18 protein-coding genes are annotated in these 21,713 nt (G+C 66.5%); 3 read left to right on the top strand and 15 right to left on the bottom strand.

Annotation, left to right across the window (positions count from 1 at the left end; all coding sequences use genetic code 11):
• Positions 1–150: 150 nt before the first annotated feature.
• From tsaE to NOCYR_RS04730, 4 genes are read right to left on the bottom strand one after another with little or no spacing between them, the layout of a single operon-like run.
• Complete coding sequence (tsaE, locus tag NOCYR_RS04745; protein WP_014349213.1) at positions 151–624, bottom strand: tRNA (adenosine(37)-N6)-threonylcarbamoyltransferase complex ATPase subunit type 1 TsaE; 474 nt, start codon at positions 622–624, stop codon at positions 151–153.
• The gene (locus NOCYR_RS04740) at positions 617–1,693 is read right to left on the bottom strand and encodes an alpha/beta fold hydrolase (RefSeq protein WP_014349212.1); all 1,077 of its coding nucleotides are present in this window, start codon (positions 1,691–1,693) and stop codon (positions 617–619) included. The genes tsaE and NOCYR_RS04740 overlap by 8 nt, the downstream gene beginning before the upstream one ends.
• Positions 1,690–2,850 carry an alanine racemase gene (gene alr, locus NOCYR_RS04735; RefSeq protein ID WP_048832850.1) on the bottom strand — a complete coding sequence of 387 codons (1,161 nt, stop codon included), beginning with the start codon at positions 2,848–2,850 and terminating at the stop codon, positions 1,690–1,692. The genes NOCYR_RS04740 and alr overlap by 4 nt, the downstream gene beginning before the upstream one ends.
• A 59-nt stretch (positions 2,851–2,909) precedes the next feature.
• Positions 2,910–4,346, bottom strand: a complete 1,437-nt coding sequence (locus NOCYR_RS04730) for an NAD(P)H-hydrate dehydratase (protein WP_014349210.1) — start codon at positions 4,344–4,346, stop codon at positions 2,910–2,912.
• A gap of 60 nt (positions 4,347–4,406) precedes the next feature.
• Between NOCYR_RS04730 and NOCYR_RS04725 the strand changes: the two genes are divergently transcribed.
• On the top strand, positions 4,407–4,820 hold the full coding sequence (locus NOCYR_RS04725) for a plastocyanin/azurin family copper-binding protein (RefSeq protein WP_048833912.1): 414 nt from the start codon (positions 4,407–4,409) through the stop codon (positions 4,818–4,820).
• Between the two features lie 3 nt (positions 4,821–4,823).
• Here NOCYR_RS04725 and NOCYR_RS04720 read toward each other — a convergent pair whose 3' ends face one another.
• Positions 4,824–5,306, bottom strand: a complete 483-nt coding sequence (locus tag NOCYR_RS04720; protein WP_014349208.1) for a MarR family winged helix-turn-helix transcriptional regulator — start codon at positions 5,304–5,306, stop codon at positions 4,824–4,826.
• A 19-nt stretch (positions 5,307–5,325) separates the two neighbouring features.
• On the opposite strand from NOCYR_RS04720, the gene NOCYR_RS04715 reads away from it, so the two are divergent.
• Positions 5,326–6,549, top strand: a complete 1,224-nt coding sequence (locus NOCYR_RS04715) for an MFS transporter (protein WP_014349207.1) — start codon at positions 5,326–5,328, stop codon at positions 6,547–6,549.
• Between the two features lie 173 nt (positions 6,550–6,722).
• On the opposite strand, the gene glmS is transcribed toward NOCYR_RS04715, so the two are convergent.
• Positions 6,723–8,606, bottom strand: coding sequence for a glutamine--fructose-6-phosphate transaminase (isomerizing) (gene glmS / locus NOCYR_RS04710; RefSeq protein WP_014349206.1), 1,884 nt, complete (start codon positions 8,604–8,606; stop codon positions 6,723–6,725).
• A 36-nt stretch (positions 8,607–8,642) separates the two neighbouring features.
• On the opposite strand from glmS, the gene NOCYR_RS04705 reads away from it, so the two are divergent.
• The gene (locus NOCYR_RS04705) at positions 8,643–9,506 is read left to right on the top strand and encodes an alpha/beta hydrolase (protein WP_048832848.1); all 864 of its coding nucleotides are present in this window, start codon (positions 8,643–8,645) and stop codon (positions 9,504–9,506) included.
• Positions 9,507–9,529: 23 nt separating this feature from the next.
• Here the strand turns inward: NOCYR_RS04705 and NOCYR_RS04700 are convergent, their stop codons facing one another.
• The 9 genes from NOCYR_RS04700 to NOCYR_RS29620 form a co-directional block, all read right to left on the bottom strand.
• Positions 9,530–10,144, bottom strand: a complete 615-nt coding sequence (locus NOCYR_RS04700) for a maleylpyruvate isomerase family mycothiol-dependent enzyme (RefSeq protein WP_048832847.1) — start codon at positions 10,142–10,144, stop codon at positions 9,530–9,532.
• Between the two features lie 166 nt (positions 10,145–10,310).
• A complete protein-coding gene (locus NOCYR_RS04695) occupies positions 10,311–10,793 on the bottom strand; it encodes an SMI1/KNR4 family protein (protein WP_014349203.1) in 483 nt (160 codons plus the stop codon).
• Entirely contained in the window at positions 10,790–11,233 is a 444-nt protein-coding gene (locus tag NOCYR_RS28160; RefSeq protein ID WP_193364732.1) for a toxin-antitoxin system YwqK family antitoxin, read from the bottom strand. Before NOCYR_RS28160 ends, NOCYR_RS04695 begins: the two co-directional genes overlap by 4 nt.
• A 23-nt stretch (positions 11,234–11,256) precedes the next feature.
• Positions 11,257–11,595, bottom strand: a complete 339-nt coding sequence (locus NOCYR_RS04690; RefSeq protein ID WP_148280532.1) for a toxin-antitoxin system YwqK family antitoxin — start codon at positions 11,593–11,595, stop codon at positions 11,257–11,259.
• An 80-nt stretch (positions 11,596–11,675) separates the two neighbouring features.
• Entirely contained in the window at positions 11,676–12,161 is a 486-nt protein-coding gene (locus NOCYR_RS04685; RefSeq protein ID WP_148280531.1) for an SMI1/KNR4 family protein, read from the bottom strand.
• Between the two features lie 24 nt (positions 12,162–12,185).
• Positions 12,186–19,238, bottom strand: a complete 7,053-nt coding sequence (locus tag NOCYR_RS29065; RefSeq protein WP_148280530.1) for a toxin glutamine deamidase domain-containing protein — start codon at positions 19,236–19,238, stop codon at positions 12,186–12,188.
• The gene (locus NOCYR_RS04650) at positions 19,238–19,555 is read right to left on the bottom strand and encodes a WXG100 family type VII secretion target (protein ID WP_048832833.1); all 318 of its coding nucleotides are present in this window, start codon (positions 19,553–19,555) and stop codon (positions 19,238–19,240) included. Before NOCYR_RS04650 ends, NOCYR_RS29065 begins: the two co-directional genes overlap by 1 nt.
• Before the next feature lie 189 nt (positions 19,556–19,744).
• Positions 19,745–20,068, bottom strand: a complete 324-nt coding sequence (locus NOCYR_RS04645; protein WP_048832831.1) for a hypothetical protein — start codon at positions 20,066–20,068, stop codon at positions 19,745–19,747.
• Positions 20,069–20,102: 34 nt separating this feature from the next.
• Positions 20,103–21,695: a hypothetical protein gene (locus NOCYR_RS29620; RefSeq protein ID WP_158430127.1), complete on the bottom strand. Its 1,593-nt coding sequence runs from the start codon at positions 21,693–21,695 to the stop codon at positions 20,103–20,105.
• Between the last annotated feature and the right edge of the window lie 18 nt (positions 21,696–21,713).

The following is a 21,713-nucleotide window of genomic DNA, read 5'->3' as shown; positions in this document are numbered from 1 at the left end:
GATTGGCCCAACGATACCGGTTGGTCCCCACGCGTCGCGCAGCCCTGAGGGTCGCGGCGCGCAGCCGCGTGCGCTCGCACCGCCGGAGGTTGCCCACGTCACAGCGTTGCCGAAGCCGCGCAGGCGTTCGAGCGTGGCGCAAGTGGGCCGCTAGCCCGCCGCCGGGTCGACCTGGCGTTCGATCCACTCCCAGGTCGCGACCCGCACCTCTGATTCCGGTTCGCGGGTCAGCCGCACCCGCAGATGACGGTCGGTGAGGTGCTCCACGACACCGCCACCCCATTCCACGACGACCACCGCATCGTGCAGGTCGGTGTCCAGGTCGAGGGCGTCGAGCTCGTCGAGCCCGCCGCCGAGGCGGTAGGCGTCCACGTGCACCAGCGCCACCGGGGCCGCGCCACGGCGATCGCCCGCGCGGTGCCTGCGGGCGATGATGAACGTCGGCGAGCTGACCCGGCCCTGCACGCCGAGCCCGGCGGCGATGCCCCGGGTCAACGCGGTCTTGCCGGCGCCGAGCGGTCCGTCGAGCACGACGAGATCGCCCGCGACGAGGCCGGCGGCCAGTTCCCGGCCGAGCGCTTCGGTGTCGGCGACGGTGGGCAGGGTGCGCTGGTGTTCAGTCACCGGTCACCTCCGGTGTGCCGGTGACGACGCCGGCGCGCAGCAGCAGCCGGTCCAGGGCGGCGTCGACCAGATCGGCGAACTGCAGCTGCGGCATATGCGCCGCCTCCGGCAGCTCGACCAGTTCGGCCTCCGGCAGTTCACGCGCCAGCGCCCGGGAGTTGCGGAACGGGATCACCAGATCGTGTTTACCGCCCATGATCAGCACCGGGATATCGGCGAGCACCGGCAGCGCGGCCGATTCGTCGTGCAATTCGATCGCTTTCAGGAATTTGACGATCGTCTCGACCGGGGTGCGGTCGATCATCAGCGTGGCGAACCGCGACAACGTCGGGCTCACCGGACCGTGGAACGAGCTCACGTGCAGGATCGGCGCGATCACATGCTTGGCCGTCATCCGGCCGGTCTGCACCAGCGCCGGCGCGGTGTGCACCGCCATCCGGAACCCGTCGAGGGTCGGATTGCGCAACAGCTGGCCGAGCCCGGCGCTGGCCACCTCGGCCGCCGCCGTCGACAGCAGGGCGACGCCCGCAACCCGCTGCTCGAACAGCGCCCGGTATTGGGCCGCCGCGGCCAGGACCGCCATCCCGCCGAGCGAATGCCCGACCAGCACCAGCGGCCCGTCCGGCGCCTTCGCCTCGATGACGCGCACCAGGTCGCGCCCGAGCTGGCGGACGGTGCAGCGCTGGGCTTCCGGAGCGCCCGAGCGTCCGTGCCCGCGCAGATCGAACAGCACCATCCGCACCTGCGGACCCCAGCGCTGTTCGAGGTGACGGCGCTGGAAGTGGAACGACTCCATGGTGTTGCAGAAGCCGTGCACGAAGACGACGGTGACGGGGGCGTCGGCGGGACCGCATTCGCGGGTCGCCAGCACGACACCGTCATCGGCGCGGACCTCCCCGGCCCGGTCGGAGTCGATCAGCGAGAAGTCCTCGCCGCGGTACGGATCGCGGGCCACCGGCACCAGCACCTTGGCCCCCGCGCGCCGGAGTGCGTGCACCCCGGCCATGGCCGCGACCAGGCCCGCGGTGGCCATACCGCCGCGCAGGACGGTCACCCGGCGTTTGCTCACTGCGGCCCGCCTCGGAATCGGCGCACCGCGCGGCCGCGGGGTGCGCACACCACCTCGTAGTGGATGGTCTCGAGCAGATCGGCCCATTCCTGCGCGTGCGGTTGGCCGCCTTCGCCGGTGCCGAACAGGACCGCGGTATCGCCCTCGGTGACGCCGTCGAGGTTCTCGCCGAGGTCGATGACCAGCTGATCCATGCACACCCGCCCGATGCTGGGCCGCCGCGCGCCGCGCACCCAGACGTCGAAACGTCCGCCGAGCCGGCGCCAGACACCGTCGGCGTATCCGGCCGGGATGAGCGCGACGGTGGTGTCGTGCGGGGCGATCCACTCGTGCCCGTAGGACACGCCCTCACCGGCGGCGACCCGTTTGACCAGCGAGACCTCGGCCTGGAAGGTCATGGCCGGGCGCAGGCCGAAATCGCCGAGCTCGGGCACCGGGGACAGGCCGTAGACCGCGATGCCCGGGCGCACCATGTCGAAGGCGAGATCGGGACGGGTCAGCGTGGCGGCCGAATTGGCCAGGTGGGTGATCTCCGGCTCCAGGCCGTATTCCTTGGCGACGGCGATGGCCTCGACGAAGCGGTCGCGCTGGACGTCGATGATCGGATGATGCGGTTCGTCGGCGTGCGCCAGGTGCGAGAAGATCGCGCGGAAGCGCACCACCTGCTCGTCGACGAGGCCGCGCAGCGCCGTGAGGACGTCGCGGTATTCGGTGACCGAGACGCCGTTGCGGTTGAGGCCGGTGTCGACCTTGAGCGTCAGCGTGGCGGTGCGCCCGAGCCGCCGGGCCGCCGCCTCGACGCCGCGTAGCTGCGTCAGCGAGGACACGCCGATCTCGATGTCGGCGGCGATGCCGGCCCCGTAATCGGCATCGGAGTTGTTGAGCCAGGTCAGGATCGGCGCGGTGATCCCGGCCTCGCGCAGTTGCACCGCTTCGCTGATCGTGGTGACGCCGAGTTCCGCCGCACCCGCCGCCAGCGCGGCCCGCCCGACCTCGACCGCGCCGTGGTTGTAGCCGTCGGCCTTCACCACGATCATCACCGCCGCGTCACCCGCGTGTTCCCGCAGGATCCGCACGTTATGAGCGATGGCATCCAGATCGACGACCGTCTCGACTTGCGCATTCACGGTTTCCGATCCTGCCACCAACCCGGTCATCGGGGGCGAGCGACCACCCTGGGCGTGCAGCATCGGCACGGAGCCGAACCCGCCGGATATCACGAAGCCAGGGCGCGCAGCGTGCGAATCGCGGGCCGCAGGTGATTCAGCAGTGGGGTCGCGGAGATGGGCGCGGCGGCCGGGCCCTCGGCGGCGGCGAGGTTGGCGGCCAGGGCGTGGGCTCGGGCGGCCGCGGCAGCCGACCAGCCGGGTTCGCGGCCCGCGGCGAGCAGCGATCCGATCACACCGGACAACACATCGCCGGCACCCGCCGTCGCGGCCCACGAACCGCCCGCCTCGTTCACCAGCACCGGCTTGCCGGGTTCGGCGACCAGCGTGGCGCGCCCCTTGAGCAGCACCGTCGCACCCCACGATTCGGCCAGTTCCCGCACCGCCGTCACCCGGTCGACGCCGAGCGACTCCCCGGTGAGGCGCGCGAACTCGCCGGCATGCGGGGTGAGCACCGTGGGCGCGGTGCGGTCGCGGACCATGGCGGGATGCTCGGCGAGCAGCGTCAGGCCGTCGGCGTCGATCACCACCGGAAGATCGGTGGACAGGATCTGCGCCATCCGGGCCCACGCGCCGTCGTCGGTGCCCGAACCGGGACCGAACACCCAGGCCTGGACCCGGCCGGTCGAGGCGATATTGCGGGCGGCGATGACCTCCGGGAACTGGGCCAGCACCTGGTCCGCGCCGCTGCCCGCGTAACGGACCATGCCGGAGGTCGCCGCCACCGCCCCGCCCGTGCACAGCACCGCCGCACCCGGATACGCCGCGCTACCGGCACAGACACCCGTGACGCCCTGGCTGTACTTGTCGTCGGTGGCGCCCGGCACCGGCCACCGTGCTCCGATCTCGCTCGGTTCGAGGGCCGCGAGGCCGGGTTCGGGCAGCTGTAATCCGATGGGCACCAACTCGATTCGCCCGCACCGATCAGCCGCCAGCGCATGCACCGGTTTGCAGGCACCGAAGGCGACGGTCACCTGCGCCCGCACCGCCGGGCCGTCGACCGCGCCGTTATCGGGATCGACACCGCTCGGCAGATCCGCCGCGACGATCGGCGCTTCAATGCGCGAGACGATCTCCGCCGCCTCCGGCCGCAACGACCCGCGCCCGGAAATGCCGACGATCCCATCGATCACCAGGTCCGGCCGACCGACCTCCGCCCGCACCCGGCCCCCGGCTTTCCGCAGCGCCGCAAGACCTTCCGCGTGCGCGCGGTCCGGATTCAACAGCACCGCGTCGACCGAAACACCGCGCCGGCGCAGGAAGGACCCCGCCCACAGCGCGTCCCCGCCGTTATCGCCCGAGCCGACCAGCAACGTCACCGACCGTCCGGCGACACCGCCGGTGCGGGCCCGCAATTCGCCGGCGACGACGTTCGCCAGCCCGTACGCCGCCCGCCGCATCGGCACCCCGGCCGCGACCCTGGTGAACAGCTCCGCCTCGGCCTCCCGGACCGCGTCGACCGAGTAATAGCCCCGTTGCGAACACATCGGACACGCACCTCCACTGGTTGCTCGGGCCGTGACCTCCGCAGACTACGCTTGATCATCATGCCTACGCCGCGTCGTCACGCCACCGTCCTCGCCGCCGGATTCGTCCTCGCAGCGGCGCTACTGTCCGGATGCGGTTCCGACGACGAGTCACCGGCAGAGGCGACGACCACCGCCACTTCCGCACCCACCTCGGCTCCCGCGGCGGACGGGCAGGCGCAGACCTTCGTGGTCGAGGTCGACGATATGACCTTCTCCCCCGCCGACCTCACCATCTCCGTCGGCGACACCGTCACCTGGAAGTTCGACGACGACGTCGTGCACGGCGTGCAGGGCATCGGCGACAAGGCGATGGGCATCAACAGCCCGCTGTTCACCGAGGGCGAGTGGAGCCACACCTTCACCACCGCTGGGTCGTACCGGTACCTGTGCCCGATCCATCCGGAGATGCGCGGCACCATCACTGTGCAGTAGCCCTCACACCGGACGATATTCGCGGGTGCGCGGACTGCCCGCGTTCAACGCCTCCACCGCCGAGACCAGCGGCGCCAGTTCGGGATTCGCGGCGGCCTGCTGGAGTGCGCTGGTCAACGCCGCGTCATGGGTCGGGCGGGCCCGGTCGAGTAGTTCGAGTCCGGACACAGTGACGTCGGTGTAGATGCCGCGCCGATCGTCCGGGCACAGATACCGCTGCAACAGCCCGCGATCCTCCAGGCGCGACACCAGCCGGGTCGTCGCGCTCTGGCTCAACACGACCGCCTCGGCGACCTGATTCATCCGCAGATGCCCGCCGGGCCCGTCGTGCTGCCGGGACAACACCACCAGCAGCGAGTACTCGCGCACGCTGAGGTCGTGCCCGTTCTGCAGGGCGCGTTCGATATGCGCCTCGATCCGGTCGTGCAGCAGCGACAGCGCGTACCAGCCATCGGCGAGGCCGGTCAGAGCGGCATCGGCGGTCATGGATGGTCCTTCCCGTTCCATGCCGCTTGCCCTGCTCGCCCTGACCCTCGGGGCGTTCGCCATCGGCACAACCGAATTCGTCGTGGTGGGGCTGCTGCCCGACATCGCGGCCGATTACACGGTGTCCATCCCCACGGCGGGCCTGCTGGTCACCGGCTACGCGCTCGGCGTCGTCGCGGGCGCGCCGGTGATGACCGGGCTCGGCACCCGCGTCTCCCGCAAACGCATGCTGCTGGGCTCATTGCTGCTGCTGATCGCCGGAAACCTGCTGTCGGCGGTGGCACCGAGCTTCGCGCTCATGCTGACCGGGCGGATTATCGCCTCCCTGGCGCACGGCGCGTTCTTCGGCATCGGCGCGGTGGTCGCGGGCAGCCTGGTCGCCGCCGATCGCAAGGCCGGCGCCATCGCCATCATGTTCACCGGACTCACCGCCGCGACCGTCGTCGGCGTCCCGCTGGGCACCCTGCTCGGGCAGCAGTTCGGCTGGCGCCTCACCTTCGCGCTGGTCGCCGTGATCGGCGTGATCGGACTGATCGGCGTCGCCGCGCTGATCCCCGATCAGCCGGCGCCGCGGGATGCCCGGCTGCGCGCGGAATTCTCCGCACTGGCCAACCCGCAGGTCCTGCTCGCCATGGCGATGACCGTGCTCGGCTTCGGTGGCGTCTTCGCCGCCATCACCTACCTCGCGCCGATGATGACCGACGTCGCCGGATACGCCGACAGCTCGGTGACCTGGCTGCTGGTGCTGTTCGGCCTCGGCATGTTCGCCGGCAACCTGATCGGCGGCCGCTACGCCGACCGTCATCTGATGCCGATGCTCTACCTCGCGCTCGGCCTGCTCGCCGCGGTACTGGCGCTGTTCACCGTCACCGCGCACAGCAAGCCGCTCGCCGCCGTCACCGTCGTGCTGATCGGCGCACTCGGATTCGCCACCGTCCCACCCCTGCAGAAGCGCGTCCTCGACCAGGCGGCCAGCGCGGCCACTCTGGCGTCTGCCATCAATATCGGCGCGTTCAACCTGGGCAACGCGCTGGCGGCATGGCTCGGCGGCCTCGTCATCTCGGCCGGGCTCGGGTACACCGCGCCCAACTGGGTGGGCGCGCTGCTCGCCGCGAGCGCGCTGGGGTTGGCCGTCGTGTCGGCCAGGTTGGAACGTGGCGCCGCGACGACGTCGAACCGCGTCGAGCCGGGCACCGCCGACCCGTCCCCGATCGACGGCAAGGCAATGGCACCGACCCCCTAACACGCCCCCCAGCCCGTACTCCCCCACCCGTCTCCGCGCGAGAGTTACATGAGCGAGAGGTCTACTCGCGCGATGCCGCAGCCATGTAGCTCTCGACGCCAGGGGGTTCGGGTGCGGAACCGACAACGACCCGGACCGCTATCGGTCCGGGTCGTTGTCTGTCGCTGGGCGACCTATTCGACCGTGACCGATTTCGCCAGGTTGCGCGGCTTGTCGACGTCGTAGCCGCGCGCCTGCGCCACCTCGGCGGCGAAGATCTGCAGCGGGATCGTCGACAGCAGCGGCTGGAACAGCGTCGGCGCGGACGGGATCTCGATGAGGTCGTCGGCGAACGGGCGCACGGTGTCGTCGCCCTCCTCAGCGATGACGATCGTGCGCGCGCCCCGCGCCTGGATCTCGCGGATATTGCTCAGCAGCTTCGAGTGCAGCACCGCGCGCCCCTTCGGCGAGGGCATCACCACGATCACCGGCAGCCCGTCCTCGATCAGCGCGATCGGGCCGTGCTTGAGCTCGCCGGCGGCGAAACCCTCCGCGTGCATGTACGCCAGTTCCTTGAGCTTGAGCGCACCCTCGAGCGCCACCGGGTAGCCGACGTGGCGGCCGAGGAACAGCACCGTCGGCACCTTCGCCAGCTCCCGCGCGATCGACCGCACCTGCGGCGCCGTCTCCAGCACCCGCGCGACCAGCTTCGGCATCGCCTCCAGCTCGGCGAACTCGCGCGCCACCTCGTCGGGGTACTTGGTGCCGCGCGCCTGCGCCAAGGCCAGCCCGACCAGGTAATTGGCCGTCACCTGCGCCAGGAAGGCCTTGGTCGACGCGACGCCGATCTCCGGCCCGGCCCGGGTGTAGAGCACCGCGTCGGATTCGCGAGGAATCTGCGCGCCGTTGGTATTGCAGATCGCGAGCACGCGCGCCTTCTGCTCCTTGGCGTGGCGCACCGCTTCCAGCGTGTCGGCGGTCTCGCCGGACTGCGAGATCGCCACCACCAGCGTGGAGCGGTCCAGCACCGGGTCGCGGTAGCGGAACTCGCTGGCCAGCTCCACCTCGACGGGCAAGCGGGTCCAGTGTTCGATCGCGTACTTGGCCAGCAGTCCCGAGTGGTAGGCGCTGCCACAGGCCACGACGAACACCTTGTCGACGTCGCGCAGTTCCTGATCGGCGAGGCGCTGCTCGTCCAGCACGATGCGCCCGGACCCGCCGTGGCCGGTGTCGAAATGCCCCATCAGGGTTTCGGCGACCGCGGCCGGCTGCTCCTCGATCTCCTTGAGCATGAAGTAGTCGTGCCCGCCCTTTTCGGCGGCGGCCAGATCCCAGTCGATGGTGAACGGCCGGGTGCGCGAACCGGCGTCGTTACCGGCGAAGTCGGTGACCCGGTAGCTGTCGGCGGTGATCACCACGGCCTGGTCCTGGCCGAGTTCGACGGCCTCGCGGGTGTGCTCGATGAAGGCGGTCACATCCGAGGCGATGAACATCTCGCCGCGGCCCACACCCACCACCAGCGGGGTCGAACGACGCGCGGCGATGATCTTGTCCGGATGATCGGCATGGGTGAAGACCAGCGTGAACGCGCCCTCCAGGCGGCGCAGCACGGCCAGCGCGCTCGCCTCGAAATCACCCGCCGTCGGCCCCTCGGCATAGGCGCGCGCCACCAGATGCACCGCGACCTCGGTGTCGGTATCGCTGCGCAGCTCCACTCCGGCGTCCTCGAGTTCGCGACGCAGCGGCGCGAAATTCTCGATGATGCCGTTGTGCACCACGGCGATCGACCCCGCCGCATCGCGATGCGGGTGGGCGTTGCGGTCGGTCGGCGCACCGTGCGTGGCCCAGCGGGTGTGCCCCATGCCGGTGCTGCCCGCGAACGCGCCCGCACCGGCTTCGCCCAGCTCAGCCTCCAGATTCGCGAGGCGTCCGGCCTTGCGTTCCACCGCGATGGCGCCCGCTCCGTCGAGGATCGCGACGCCCGCCGAGTCGTATCCGCGATACTCCATGCGGCGCAACGCGTCGACGACGACGCCGAGAGCATCCCGGTACCCGACGTACCCCACGATTCCGCACATGGCTCACCAGAGTACTTATCGGATAACGTTCACGTCGTGTCGGCGTCTGTGAAATCCCTCCTGAGCATCCTGACCAGCCGCGGCCCGCACCGGGTGCTGCGCGGCAACTTGGCCATCGCGGGCCAGCCCGGCGTCGTGTACACCCCCGAATCGGGCCGCAACCTACCCGCGGTGGCGTTCGGCCACGGCTGGCTGGCCGGCTCCGACAACTACCGGTCGCTGCTCGAGCACCTGGCGTCCTGGGGTTTCGTCGCCGCCGCCCCCGATACCGAACGCGGCCCCATCCCGTCACATCTGGGCCTGGCCACCGACCTGCTCACCACCCTCGACATCTGCGCCGGCGTGCGCCTCGGTGACGGCGCGATCAGCGTCCACCCCGACAAGCTGGTCCTGGCCGGCCACGCCATGGGCGCGGGCGCCGCCGTCATCGCCGCCGCCCAACGCCGCGTAGCCGCGGTAGCCGCCCTCTTCCCGGCCCCCACCGCCCCCGCCGCCGAATCCATCGCCGCCGACATCGACACCCCCGCCCTCATCCTCGCCGGCGCCACCGACCTGCGCTCCACCAACTCCAACGCCATCCCCCTGGCCGCGGCGTGGGGCGGCCCCATGCTCCTGCGCACCATCGACAAAGCCTCCGCCGACGGCCTCCCCGAAGGCCGCCGCCTGATGACCCTGCTCGGCGCAGGCAAACACGAACACAAAACCGCCCGAGCCACCCGAGCCCTACTCACCGGCTACCTACTCGCCACCGTCCAAGGCGACAAAACCTACGCCCCCTTCGCCAACCCCGAAACCTCGATCCCCCACACCCACTTGGTCGACCCCCACGCCGACGAGGCCCCGATCGACAAGCCGAGCCCAGCGAAGTTGGGCCAGTTGGTGGCGTTGGTGCGGAAGTAGGGCGATGCGCGATCGGTGCTCGTTTAGTCCAGCACACGCAGCCCCGGCCCGGTGAGGTCGCTCAGGGCGACCTTGCGTCCCGATATCGCCAAGAGCAGCGACAGCGCCGGTCCGCTGATCTCGGGCCCATCACCGATAAAGACGGCTTCGTCGGTGGCGCACAACCGGACCGCGCTGACAAGTTGCTTTGCACCTCCGAGGGAGACCGGGGTGTGCGCCTGATATCGCAGCGACCTGACGACCGCCTCTGCCGAGTATTCGCGTTTGATGCCCAACGGACGCCGGATGTCCTCGCCATGGACGACCTCTTCGACCAGACGACTGTCAAGGGGCGCCGGCGGTGTCGATGTAAGAGTCGCTACTTTGCGAAGTCGAGCGAGCGTTTCACGGGGCGTCGCACCGCGCTCACGTTCGACACCTTGTGCGGTCATGCGAGCGAAGTCGAAACGTGCGCGGACCATGTCGCGCACAATCCCGAGGCGAGTGGCCTTCGCGTTATTGATCAAGTGCGCGGCGACATCGTGCACAGTCCAACCACCACACAATGAGGGGCGCTCCCACAGGTCGTCGGCGAGTTCGGCAAGATCATCGATCAGCGCCACGCGCTCGGCATGGACGATCGGCCAGATGTCGCTCATACGAACAGCATTACATCTACACGACCGCACTCGGACCTGCGTGTGCCGACAGGGATCAGCCAATCGAGGCAGCCGGCGCCCGGTGCGCTCGAGCGGCGCAACAAGCCGGCGATTTCCGGCATGCATCAGGGCTCATGTTCATCGAAGCGCGGCAATCCATCCCCGTTCAACGGTTGCGGTTCCGCATCTCGAGCTCGGTGGGCAGGTACCTCGCTAGCCCCGATAGCCATCGGTTGAACGTGGAGTCACTGAGGCGGATGGGTCGACTCCCGTCGAAGATGTAGAACCTAGGATCAGGATCTTTCAGGTTCTCGCCACGGAAAAAATAGAACATGTAGCCCTGATGCGTTTGAAATACGAAGATGTCTTCCAGCCCATCAAAGTCCCCAGCGTAGTCCTCTACGACGACTTCGCGGGCCAGGCTCTTGGATTCGAGCAGCCAGTCGTAATCCCACTCACCCATTTGCGAAAGCCAGTACGGATCCTTGCCCATACACTCGAGGAATTCACGGTATGACTCCGGAAGAGAAGTAACACCTTGCGCTTCCATGAGAGCATTGATCTCCTCTGCAGTGCAACCTTTTACTTGCGCCGGACCAGTTAAGCCCTTCCGACGCAAATCTGCGACAAGGTCGGCAACGAAGCTCATATCATGGCCTGTCTTTCAAACTGCGAGCAAGGAGATGCCTTGTCCGTGCCGGGGTCATGCGGGCAACCCGAGCACTCCACATGGGGGCGACCAGTTTTCATGCACTCGTCGGGCGTCCATTTCTCATCCCATGTGCGGACCTCGGTGAGCCGTCCACGCTCATCGAATACCCTCTCGCACGCCAGCCGACCATTGGAATGCCAATCGCGATATAGCCCGGTAGGACGACCTCGCCGAGTCGTCCCTTCTGATTTCAATACTCCGTCTCCCCACCACTCCCGGGTCGGCCCATCGTTTATCCCATCGACATAGAACTCTTGCGAAATCATCATTCCGGCGACCGTTTCGACCACTTCACCCGTGAACGGTTCGCCCTCGTACTCCAGCCGAAGATCGTCGCCCGTCGTAACCTCATCAACGTTCAGATCGATGCGCTTCATCCGCCCTCTATGAAGCTGCGTAGTCAATCAATCTGGGCCCCATTCTCGTCCCATCTATGAACAGTGTGCAGCTTACCGTAATCATCGAAGCGATTTTCTGCTGCCAGTTGCCCGTTCTCATGCCACCTGCGAAATACGCCATACTCCAGCCCGTGACGTACTTGCCCTTCCATCTTCAACTGGCCGTTTGGCCACCATTCTCGGGTAGTTCCATGAGCTATCCCGTCGACATAGAACTCTTGGGACAACAGCTGATCACCTACCGCCTCGACCGCTTCACCGGTGAATGGCTCTCCGTTGTACATAAGCCGGAGGTCATCACCCGAATCAGTCTCGTCGATGTTGAGATCTATCCGCTTCATCGCCGACTCGGCGCCCTCGCGCAAAGCACACAGAGGTTGCACGCAGCTACGGATACGTTGCCAGGCGGCGCCTCGCCTGGTCACTCGATGCCGAGACGTTTCCGGACTGCAATTGCAGTGGGTAGAGAATCAGCGAGCTCACGAAGCCACTCAGTGAAGACCATCCCGCTATCCTCTGGTTGACGCGTTTCCTTGTAGATCCAGAAGTGCGGGTCCCGCGACATCAGGTCCGCGGGACGAAAGTAGTAGAACATGTATCCTTGGTGGGTCTGGAAAACAAATGACCCTTCAAAATCGGCGAAGTCCCGATTGTCGTCCTCCACTATTTCGCGGGCCAGATCCTTGGCCTCGATCAGCCAGTCGTAGTCCCATTCGCCAGAATGAGTGAGCCAGTACGGATTCCTCCCGCCGAATCGAAGAAATTCGTAATAAGCATGCGGCACCGACGTCACGCCCTGAGCTTGCATCAATGCCGTAATCTCGGCATCGCTACAACCCTGGACAGCGCGGGGATCCACCAGTCCTTGCTCGATCAGCGGATTGGCCAGGTCATCCATGAAGCTCATGTACATCCTTTCGATCGAGATAGATCAGAGAGTCGGTCGGTTCCTGGCGACTGGAGGATATGGCGTGACGAATACTACGTCGATCTCCACGTTCGGATACATCTGCTGGAAACGTTCGATTGTTGGACCACAAGAGTCGCACGGTGTTTGCTCCGAGAACAACGTCATTCGGCCGAACACTGAGCTCGTGCCGTCCGAGCCCAGAGGGTAAGACTCCTGAAGCAGGCTGTGCAAATGCTCGAGGAGGTTGTTCTCGGCATCGTTGCTCTTGAACCCCCGCTCCGGGGGTGGGGCGGGAACGACCGCGTTCGTCGTCGCCGGCGGGGCGATTGGTGGGAGCTTCGTACCAACCGGGGCGTTCGTGGCGACATTACTTTCACCGCTGAACCCCGCGAAGATGCCATTCCGGTCACCGATGTTGAACTCGATAGCACCGCCCATTCGCCTCCACCCAACCTTTGCACCTCGACGGGCCTCCCGGTGTATATCGACCAGACGCCTGATGGACGGATCATCGACATCCACTCGTCGCGTCGTCGGATGGTTCGGAGGGTGGACCGAGTCGGCGAAGCCCAACGGCTGGTTCGAGCTCGAAGGTAGAGACGCTTCGTGGCCGACGGGCGACGAGTCGGCCGATATCACCCGGCCAGACTCCCGTTGAGGTCTTGATAGGTCACTGTCTTGGTACCTCCCGGCACCAGCCGCTGCCGACGCCCCGCCCTCTACACCTCGAACATCTCCCGCTCCGGCCACGTCCCGTCCAGCTCGCTGCGCCACTTCGCGCGGGACACCGCCATTGCCTGCATCGTTCCGGTCGGACGGTGTTCGAGGGACTGCTTGTTGATCACCAGTGGGCCCTCGCTGTGCTGCGGAGGTTGGGTTCGCGACGTCGTCGTGAGCCGGTACTCGATCTCCACGGCGTTCTCCCGTATCCGTTCGAGACTCACCTGCCACTGCTTCGGGTACACCTGCGCGCCCTGGGGCGGCCGGCCCGTCCTGCGTGCTTCGGTGTAGTCCGTCTCGACCATCCGGGTCGACCAGCTCGGGTACTGGATCACTGTCCCGGTCTGGCCGTCGACCACTAGCTTCGTGAGGCCGATGTCGCGGCCCGTTGCCGTTTCCTGAGTGGTCGGGATCGGTGAGCACACCCATCCGTGCTCGATCCGGTAGATCCGGTATTCCCGGCTCGGATCGAAGATCTGGGCGAGATGGCTCGCGACTTGATCCTTGGTCTCGAGTGGTTGGGGCATCTGCTGCTCCTGAGTCAGGTGGAATCGGTGTGAACCACAGACCAGCGGAATCGGCGATCACGTCGGCCGGCGGGTGATCAGAAGTCCTACCGGACTGCGGATCCCACCACACCGGGCCATCCGCGCCGGGCGGGTAGACGATGACCGATGCGTGGTTGCCATCGAGTACGGGGGTTCCGTCGGGGTGGTATTGGAGTTGTCCCGTGTCGGGGTCGCGGGCATGCCACTGGTTGACCACGAGCGCTGCCGCACCAGGCCCGAGCGCCGCGATCCGGTCGTGCAGGGCGCGGAACTGATCGGGTATGGGCCGCCCGCTGCCGGCGTCGGTCTGGAGATCTTGGCCGAGCCACCTGGCGGCGCGTTCAAGACCATTCTGCTCACCGGAGGCCACATCGATCTCGCCATTGGGCAGCCGATCCGGCCAGCGCGGTGCCGACACCTGAGGACGACCGAAGAACGCGGACAGCGCCGACATCGCGCAGTCGACACAGTTGTTGTTACGACCGGGGACGGTGGTGCCGCCGTCGTTGATCAACTGCCCGTAGGGGTTGGTCCGCGGGTCGGCGCCGACCCGGAAGCTGTTGCCCTCGCGCAGGGCGTCCTCGACGGCTGCTTGATATCCGGGGTCCTCGACCGGGCCGAGATGGCGCTCGCCGATCGGGCGACCTGACGAGGGGTCGTCGAAGCGGCTTGCGGTTTCCGCCGAAGTCAGATCGTTGCTGATCGTCCGGAGGTCGTCGGTGCTCAGCGACGACTCGCCTGGTTCCGCGGGGCGAAGACCGAGCTGCTCGCGTAGCTGATCCGCGAGGTTTTCCGGGCTCGCATCCGGATGCCAGGTGTTCGGATTACGCGTATCGGTATCGACCGTCACGCGCAGATCCGCGGCCACAGGATCGTTGGTGAATTCCACGTCGACGAGGAACCAGTCGCCACCGACGAGCCGGTGGCCGCCGTTGAACGAGCGATCCGTCGTGACCTGCACCGACTCCATCAGACGGGCCACAGTCTCGGGCCGGATGTGCGGACCCGCGCTGACGTGGACACGAATCGAGGCAACCGTGAACGACTGGCCTGACCGATCGCCGACGAAACGCCGCACGCGGTACGCGGGTGCCGAATCCGGTCGTGCCGACGGTGACACTGGGGTTACCCGGCCGCCTTCCGGAGTCCGTTGTCGGTAACTCTCGCGGAATGCCCTGGTCGGATCCGTGGTACGTGGCGCGGGCGGGTCGGTTCGGACAGGCGCGTGCTGTGGCGGTGGGCTGTCGGAGCGCGACTGGTTGTCAACAGTCTCTCGTCGCGGTGCCGCCCCCTCGTGAGACGGCGTTCGCGGCGCCGTCGTCGGCGAAGTATTCGATGGCGGAGGTCGAAGTTGGCCGTCGCGTGAAGTCGGCGCCGAATCCGGCTGAGGCGGAGCCTGCCGCACGTTGTTGCTCGGCGCCTGGTGCTGGGCGGGAGCCGGCGGTGTATTCGGTGCGGCCGAGCGGGTCTCCGGCGCATGGAAACGCGGATCCGCAGACCTGTTCGACTGGGGCGTTGCGGGTTCCGCGATATCGCCCGTGCGGAAGTTGTGCGGTGTCGGAGTCGACGCCGAAGGTGCACGCGTTGCGTGATGCGACGGATCGGCCGGTCGTGCTGGGTTTTCCGATCGCGGCGTGCGCCCGTTCGGCGGTATGTGTCCGTTGGGCGGCGCCTGCCGGTTGGCCGGTACGTGCCGATGCGGTGGCGCCTGCCGGGTGGTCGGTACGTATCCATTCGGTGGTGCCTGTTGGAACGTCGGTACGTAACCGTTCGGTGGCGCCTGACGGTTTGCCGGCATACGGCCGTCTGGTGGCGTCTGCCGGTTCGGCGGCATGTGTCCGTCGGAAGGGGCCTGGCGGTTCGGCGGGATGTGCCCGTCGAGTGGCGCCTGCCGGTTCGCTGGTGTGCGGCCGTCCGGCGGAGCCTGTCGGTTCGGCGGCGTGTGCCCGTCGGCCGGCGCCTGCCGGTTCGGCGGCATGTGCCTGTCAGGCGGCGACTGCCGGTTCGGCGGCATGTGCCCGTTAGCCGGCACTTGTCCGATCGGCGGCCGCTGCCCGATGGATGGCGTCTGCGGTAGCGGCATCTGTCCCCCGTTGGACGGAGGTGCCGCGTTCAGCGCGGGCGCCTGCCGATGCGGAACTTGCCGAGGACTATCGGGCGAGAGCTCCCGCGACGGATTCGATTGGTGCAATGGTGAATGAGGGCTCGCCGATTGCGGACCGGCTTGCTGCGGATTCTGGTGTAGCGGCCGGTCCAGCGCACTCCTGTGGTGCGGCGCCGGCGAATTCGGATCGACGAACGAACGGCCGTCGACCGGATACGAACCCTGTCGATTCGGGATCTGGCCATCGGGTTGAGCCGATGGCTGAGACGGGGCCAACCACGACGGTTGCTGGGGTTGCGACTGCGGCGCACGCGTGGGTGGTGGGAGTGATTCCGGCGCATGCGTGGTCGACAGCTGGGGGACGGGAGGTTCCTGAGTCGTGGTGCTGTTCGGGCGCGGCCACCAATCCGGCAACCGGGTTGCGTTCCGGTGGTAGTTCGGATCCTGGTGCGCCCACAGCGGCGCCTGCGTATCAGGTCCGGGCGCACGGAAATCCGGTGACGCCGCTGAAACCGGTTCTCCGGGTAGGTGATCCGGTGCTAATCCAGGTCGACTCCCTTCTCCCGCGCGATCCTCCGTACCTCCGATTCGCCCCAGGCCTGCCAGATCTTCTCTTGTTCCGGGGTGGCTTGGCGTCGCGGACGCTTCTTCTCCTCCGCGAAGAAGTTGTCCCACCATGCCCGTTCCTCGGGAGTTTTCGGCGGATCTTTCTTCAGAGACTCGTCCATAATCTTCTTGTACTCTTCGGGCGTCATCGGCATTACTCTCTCTCCCTAGATCGATTAGCTTGATGTAAGTTATTCCGTCTTCCCCAAGCTCACGGCTGGCGACATAGAATTTATGCCCGGGTGGAAAAACCACCTCATTCTGTTGACCGGTCGCCCACGAGATATCCTTCCCGTGGCGGGATTCGATGATGAGCTCGAAGTTCCCGCCGATGGACGCAACTTTGTCCGACGAGGCAAATCCCGAGTCGACCACGAAGTTTCCGGCCACATACTCACTGTTGAACAGAGCCAACTTCGCCGGATCGGTAATAGTGAGCCCTCGCCGAACGACCCCCTTGTAATCCGGCAGCCTGTTGTAAGCACCGACCAGTGCACGAATTTGCGTGTCGTACTCCTCGAGCGCCTGGAGATCACCATCCCTGGTCGCACGATTGACGTGCTCGTTCAAGCTCATGAACTGGTTGTGCCGAATGATCGCGATCTCTTCGAGCGACAACCGCGCGATTTCCGGATGGTTGATCGTCCGCCCTCGGATATCCATGGCCTCGTGAAGATGACCACGATTTTCGCGAGCGTACCGCTGTGCCGCCTCAGGATCGGAGAATCGGGGATTCGCGTAATACGGCCGCTCGGTCACTGGGGCGATACGCGGCGCGGAGTCACGAACCGCGTCGTCGGCGGACTGATTCGCGGGTATCCCCCACGAGTCGTCGAGTGGCGCTCGAGGCCGCCGCGACCGGGAGAACAGGCCCGCAGCCTCGGTGGGCCGGGGAGGTATACGGACGGGGTCGGCGCCCCGACTATCCGGATCCGGCCTGCTATCGCGCGACTGACGAGGATCGCTCGAACGTGGTTGCCCCGGGGTCCGTGTATCAGCCGGCCCGCGTGGCGGCGTGGCGGTGTTGCCCGGTGTGGTCCCGGCACTGGGTTCCGTTGTGGGAGTCGCGCGCTGGTTCGCGTCCGGAGTGACGCCGGCGGGAGAATTGGTACCGCTGATTCCGCCTGCCGTCGCGGCGTTCGGGGGGAGCGTGACGGTAGCCGCCGCGGTCGACGTGGGGCCGGGATCGACAGTTGCCGCGGAGGCAGAGTTTTCGCCGCCGGTGGTTGTGCGGGGTGTGCCCGGCATGGACGATCCAGCGCCGACCGACGGCTGCGAGCTTGCTTGCTGCGGCCCGGAGTCGGTGTCCGGGTCCCTATCGGGCGAGGGTGGCGTGTCCGGATTCCTTGTCTGCTGACCCTCGGGATCGGCCGACAGTGGCGCGTCCGGTTGCGGCTGGGGAGGCGTGCGGCTCGAATCCGGAGCGGTCTCTTCGCCGCTGGGTTCGGTTCGACCGTTGTGTGGATTCGACTCGCCGGGGGTGGCCGGCTCGGGCCGGGAAGAATCCGGCGGCGAACTGTCCGCGGCGGCCTGCCCCTCTGGCTCGGTGCTCGGTCGGCTGGGCGCGGACTCTGGATCGACACGCGAGCCCGGATCGGTTGTCGTTTCCGGACTGGGGTTCGTGTTCTGCTGCGTGGCGGGACCGGTCTCGGCAATCGGTGTGTTCGCCGCGTCGGTGGCGCTGTTCGATGGTGAAGTCTGTTCACCTCGCGACGGCATCGGCCCATCGCCGTTACCGGAGTCGACAGGAGGCGAGGATTCGGGCGAAACCTGAGATTGCGGAGCCGAACTGGCGGACTGGTCGGTGTCCGGCATGCTCGTCCCCGGACTCGCATCCGCACCGGGAGGTCGATCGGTCCCGGGTTCGGCGCTGGCGGGCTGGGTGCTCGCCGAGTCGTCGGCGCTATTCGGTTGGCCAGCGGGCGTTTCGTCGCCGCTGTTCGATTGGGCAGCAGGCGTATCGTCGCCGCTGTTCGGTTGCGCCGCAGGCGTATCGCCGCCGGTCTTCGCTTGCGCGCCGACCGAATCCTCGTCATTGGGTTGCGAGGTCGCCGAATCGTCGGTACTGGCGGGTTGAGTGCTGGGCGAATCATCCGGGCTCGACGACGGATTCGATGAACCATCACCGCCGGGCAACTCCGGACCATCCCCGAGACCTTGCAGCGACAAACTGCTGGTGCTGCTGCCCAATTTGGCGCCCGCCGCCCCAGCACCGTGCTCGAGTGCACTACCCGCGGCGCCCGAGGTGAATGTTTCCAATGTCAGCTCGCCGCCGGTAGCGAGCGTCCCTGCGACGTTTCCGGCAACACGGGCGGCGCTTTCGACACCCAGGTCCGCCGCCAACTTCCCAACCGTGGAACCCGCCCGGTTCGCCAGCGGGCCGCCCAGCCCGCCGGTTCCCAGACCCGCGCCGACCGCACCACCGACCGCGCCGGATTTCGCGCTGTTCCACAGCGCGTCCACGTCCTGCTCGTCCAGGCCCGTCCGGTCGCCCTTGGCCATTTGGATCAGGTGCGGCGCAAGTTCGGTGCCCACCCCCTCGAGAACTCCGAAGGCCGCGCCCTTCATGGCCGCTCGCGCCGCAGCCCGCGCGGTCACATTCGCAATGATCTTCTTGATCAGGGTTCGGATCGCCATCCGGATCCCGATCTGTGTCGCCACCTTCGCCGCGGCCCCGGCTGCCGCGCCGACACCGGTCCAGGCAGTCGCAATGGCTACCGCGAGTTCAGCCGCGAGGACGACCATCGACGCGATGATCACCATCTTGGTGTGCTCGATATCCAGCGCCGACTCGTCGAGGGAATCACTGAGCGAGTTGCAGTACTCGATCAGCTTCGGCAACGCGCTTTCATCGTTGCCCGCCACCTTGTCCCAATACGCGGCCATCGCGTCATGGGTCTGACCTTGGTCGATCGCAGTGAGCGCCGCCCGCATGACCGCCTGCGCGTCGTCACCGCTGTCTTCGAGCGCCGCAGCCATGTCGCTCCACGCTGTGGCGACCCGACGCATCGCGGTTTCATCACCCTCGGGCCAGTCACCCGCCCCGACGACGTACTTGGCCACCCATTGCAGAGACTCGGGTATCTCGATACCCATCAGGTGGCTGCCGCGTTGATCCCGCTGGAGATGGCCTCATCCTGAGCTTGCAAGGAATCGGCGACCACGACGACGTTATCGCCCATACGAGTGAACACCGCGCTCAACCCCTGAATGGCCTCTTGCCCCTCCGTGGCTCCCGGCGTGTACCCGTCACCGAAAGCCTTGCCGATCTCATCCCCACCCCAGCAAGCGCCCTCGGCCTCGATCACCGCCCGCAAACGCTGCGCAGCCGTCGCCACACCGTCGCCGACAGAACGGAAACGAGGTGCGGTGGCGCGCAACGCATCCGGATCAGCTTTCAAGTTGCCGGTCAACGATCCCTCCCAAATTCGTCACAGCGATCGCCGACCGTAGCAACCGCAACCATCAACAGGCATCACAGCAGCCCGCAACCTAACATGCCCATGCGTCGGCGAGAGTCGGCGCACATTTCACCGCCACGCCGATGTGTGGCCCTGCACCTCGGACGCGCCATTCATCACGCCACAGCGCAAGAGTGGCAGCTAAACCAACCAGCTCTTCCGTTGGTAGTACTGCGCCTCCTCGTCGTCCTCGTCGATAGGCGCGACGGCATCGTTGGCGCGACGTGCCGCCATCGACCGAGCGATAGCTTCCCGCTGCTCTCGGGCTTCTTCCTCGAGGCGCGCTCGTTCCTCTGCTTCTGCACGAAGCTTCTCCTCGTGCTCGGCCTCGGCTCGCTCGATTTCGACGATCAGAGCCGACGCCCCTCCTGTGCTTCGCCGACGTTCTTCGATGTCTTCCTGAAGGCGCCGAGCCAGCTGATCGTTTTCATACATCTGCTGTTCGAGATCGCGCGCGCGACTCATTGCTGTTCAACCTCCATCCAGGGGCGTGGATACATCACAGCGGGCCTGCCTCTGAAAGTTCGGCACCGGTGTCGAACGGCTGGGGCGGCACGGGCTCGGCCGGCACCGGCTGGGCAGGCGGCACCTGCTCCGGTACCGGAACAGGCTCGGGTACGAACCCAGGATCGATGCCTTCACCCTCGGGTTGCGGATAATCCTGCGGCTTGTGCTCGCCGTCCTCTTCGCGTTTACCACCACCAGGTACGCCGCGTGGCATAGAGCCCGACTGGCCCGGAGTCTCCTCGGAGCTCTCGCCTTCTTCCCCCTCCGGCTTCTCGCCGTCGGTCTTGTTCTCCTCACCGACAACGACGGGCATACCCTGCTCGTTGAGTTCGACCTTGTAATCCGTGGTCGTGCCGTCCGGCTCCGTGACCACCATTTTCATCTGGCCATCCGGTCCCATCTCGAGCTTGACCTGTTTACCTGCGAGGTCGAGACCCTTATCTTCGTCCGGCTTTCCGTCCCCGTCCTTGTCGTTGTCGGGAATGCCGTCGCCATCGGCGTCCACCAGGCCCGACGCGCTTGTTTGCAACTGCTGCAACACACCATCGACCCCTTCGGTGATCGCACCAGCTAGCGAACTCAGGCCATCCCCGATCGCCGACGCCGCGGTTGTGATCAGTGGCGACAGTTCAGTAGCTATGTCAGCAAGAGATGCCAGCCCGCTGATGGCCGATTCGAGGGGCGACTCATCATCAGTGTCGTCGTCATCCGTAGTGCTCGGGCTGGGGCTGGGACTAGGGCTCGGACTTGGGCTCGGGCTCGGACTTGGGCTCGGGCTCGGACTTGGGCTCGGGCCATCCGGTTTTTCGGCTGGGGCAGGGTACGCCGAGGTATCGAGTCGGGACAATTCGTCGGCCAGTGCGTTATACGCATCGCGAATTTTAGTCTCCGCGTCCGTGCACATTTTCTTGAAGTCGTCAACGGTCGTTTTGACATCGCGCATGAATGTGTCTCGAACCCATTCATAGGACTTTCGCGAATTCTCTTCATTGTAGGGCATCCCACTCAGCACGCTGTACGGCGATTCCCCTCGCAACACCAATGCATGCTGCCAGGCATAGTTTATAAGAACGTCGATATTCTTCCTGCTCGCGCCATCGATGTCAGGCTCTGTCGGATGCCAATAGTTCGAAACTGTCTCAGCTTTGTTCTTGACACAATTACGTATCAAATCAATGGAAGCCTTGAATGTCGTCGTGACCGTCGTAACGTCCTCGCGGTCGTCTTCCGCGCGACGAACCTGATCCGCCAACAACGCACCTGCGGCGTCGGCCGCATCGCCCTGCCACACCGATGAGAGTGCACTCAACTGCTTACGTTGCGTTTGAAGTTCTGCATCAACACCGGCCGAAACCTTGACCAATGCGTTGTATGCCGCAGTCAGCGCACCCAGATCCATCTTCCGCTCATTGTCATACAAGACACACAGTGCGCCATATTCCGGCAGATCATCGCCGATTTGCAGCTTAGCCCTAGCCGATTCGTAACGAGGAAGATAATGTTCGAAATACTGAAGTCCAGTTGCTCCATTATCGAGCATCGTGTCGACCGAGTCAGAATCTGAAGCCTTATAATTGTGCCCCATAGAATCCGCTACCCCCGT

The organism is Nocardia cyriacigeorgica GUH-2 (assembly GCF_000284035.1).
Classification (GTDB): Bacteria; Actinomycetota; Actinomycetes; order Mycobacteriales; family Mycobacteriaceae; genus Nocardia; species Nocardia cyriacigeorgica_B.
The sequence above is the reverse complement of the archived record's forward strand: the minus strand, read 5'-3'. Positions and strand labels throughout refer to the sequence as shown.

Excerpts from the sequence above, each read along its gene's own strand:
- NOCYR_RS04685 (WP_148280531.1), bottom strand. The coding sequence starts at position 12,161 with ATGAGCTTCATGGATGACCTGGCCAATCCGCTGATCGAGCAAGGACTG.
- NOCYR_RS04700 (WP_048832847.1), bottom strand. The coding sequence starts at position 10,144 with ATGAGCGACATCTGGCCGATCGTCCATGCCGAGCGCGTGGCGCTGATC.
- NOCYR_RS29065 (WP_148280530.1), bottom strand. The coding sequence starts at position 19,238 with ATGGGTATCGAGATACCCGAGTCTCTGCAATGGGTGGCCAAGTACGTC.
- NOCYR_RS04695 (WP_014349203.1), bottom strand. The coding sequence starts at position 10,793 with ATGAGCTTCGTTGCCGACCTTGTCGCAGATTTGCGTCGGAAGGGCTTA.
- NOCYR_RS04730 (WP_014349210.1), bottom strand. The coding sequence starts at position 4,346 with ATGTGTTCGCAACGGGGCTATTACTCGGTCGACGCGGTCCGGGAGGCC.
- NOCYR_RS04720 (WP_014349208.1), bottom strand. The coding sequence starts at position 5,306 with ATGACCGCCGATGCCGCTCTGACCGGCCTCGCCGATGGCTGGTACGCG.
- NOCYR_RS28160 (WP_193364732.1), bottom strand. The coding sequence starts at position 11,233 with ATGAAGCGCATCGATCTGAACGTTGATGAGGTTACGACGGGCGACGAT.
- NOCYR_RS04725 (WP_048833912.1), top strand. The coding sequence starts at position 4,407 with ATGCCTACGCCGCGTCGTCACGCCACCGTCCTCGCCGCCGGATTCGTC.
- alr (WP_048832850.1), bottom strand. The coding sequence starts at position 2,850 with ATGACCGGGTTGGTGGCAGGATCGGAAACCGTGAATGCGCAAGTCGAG.
- NOCYR_RS29620 (WP_158430127.1), bottom strand. The coding sequence starts at position 21,695 with ATGGGGCACAATTATAAGGCTTCAGATTCTGACTCGGTCGACACGATG.
- NOCYR_RS04715 (WP_014349207.1), top strand. The coding sequence starts at position 5,326 with ATGCCGCTTGCCCTGCTCGCCCTGACCCTCGGGGCGTTCGCCATCGGC.
- NOCYR_RS04690 (WP_148280532.1), bottom strand. The coding sequence starts at position 11,595 with ATGAAGCGGATAGATCTCAACATCGACGAGACTGATTCGGGTGATGAC.
- NOCYR_RS04645 (WP_048832831.1), bottom strand. The coding sequence starts at position 20,068 with ATGAGTCGCGCGCGCGATCTCGAACAGCAGATGTATGAAAACGATCAG.
- glmS (WP_014349206.1), bottom strand. The coding sequence starts at position 8,606 with ATGTGCGGAATCGTGGGGTACGTCGGGTACCGGGATGCTCTCGGCGTC.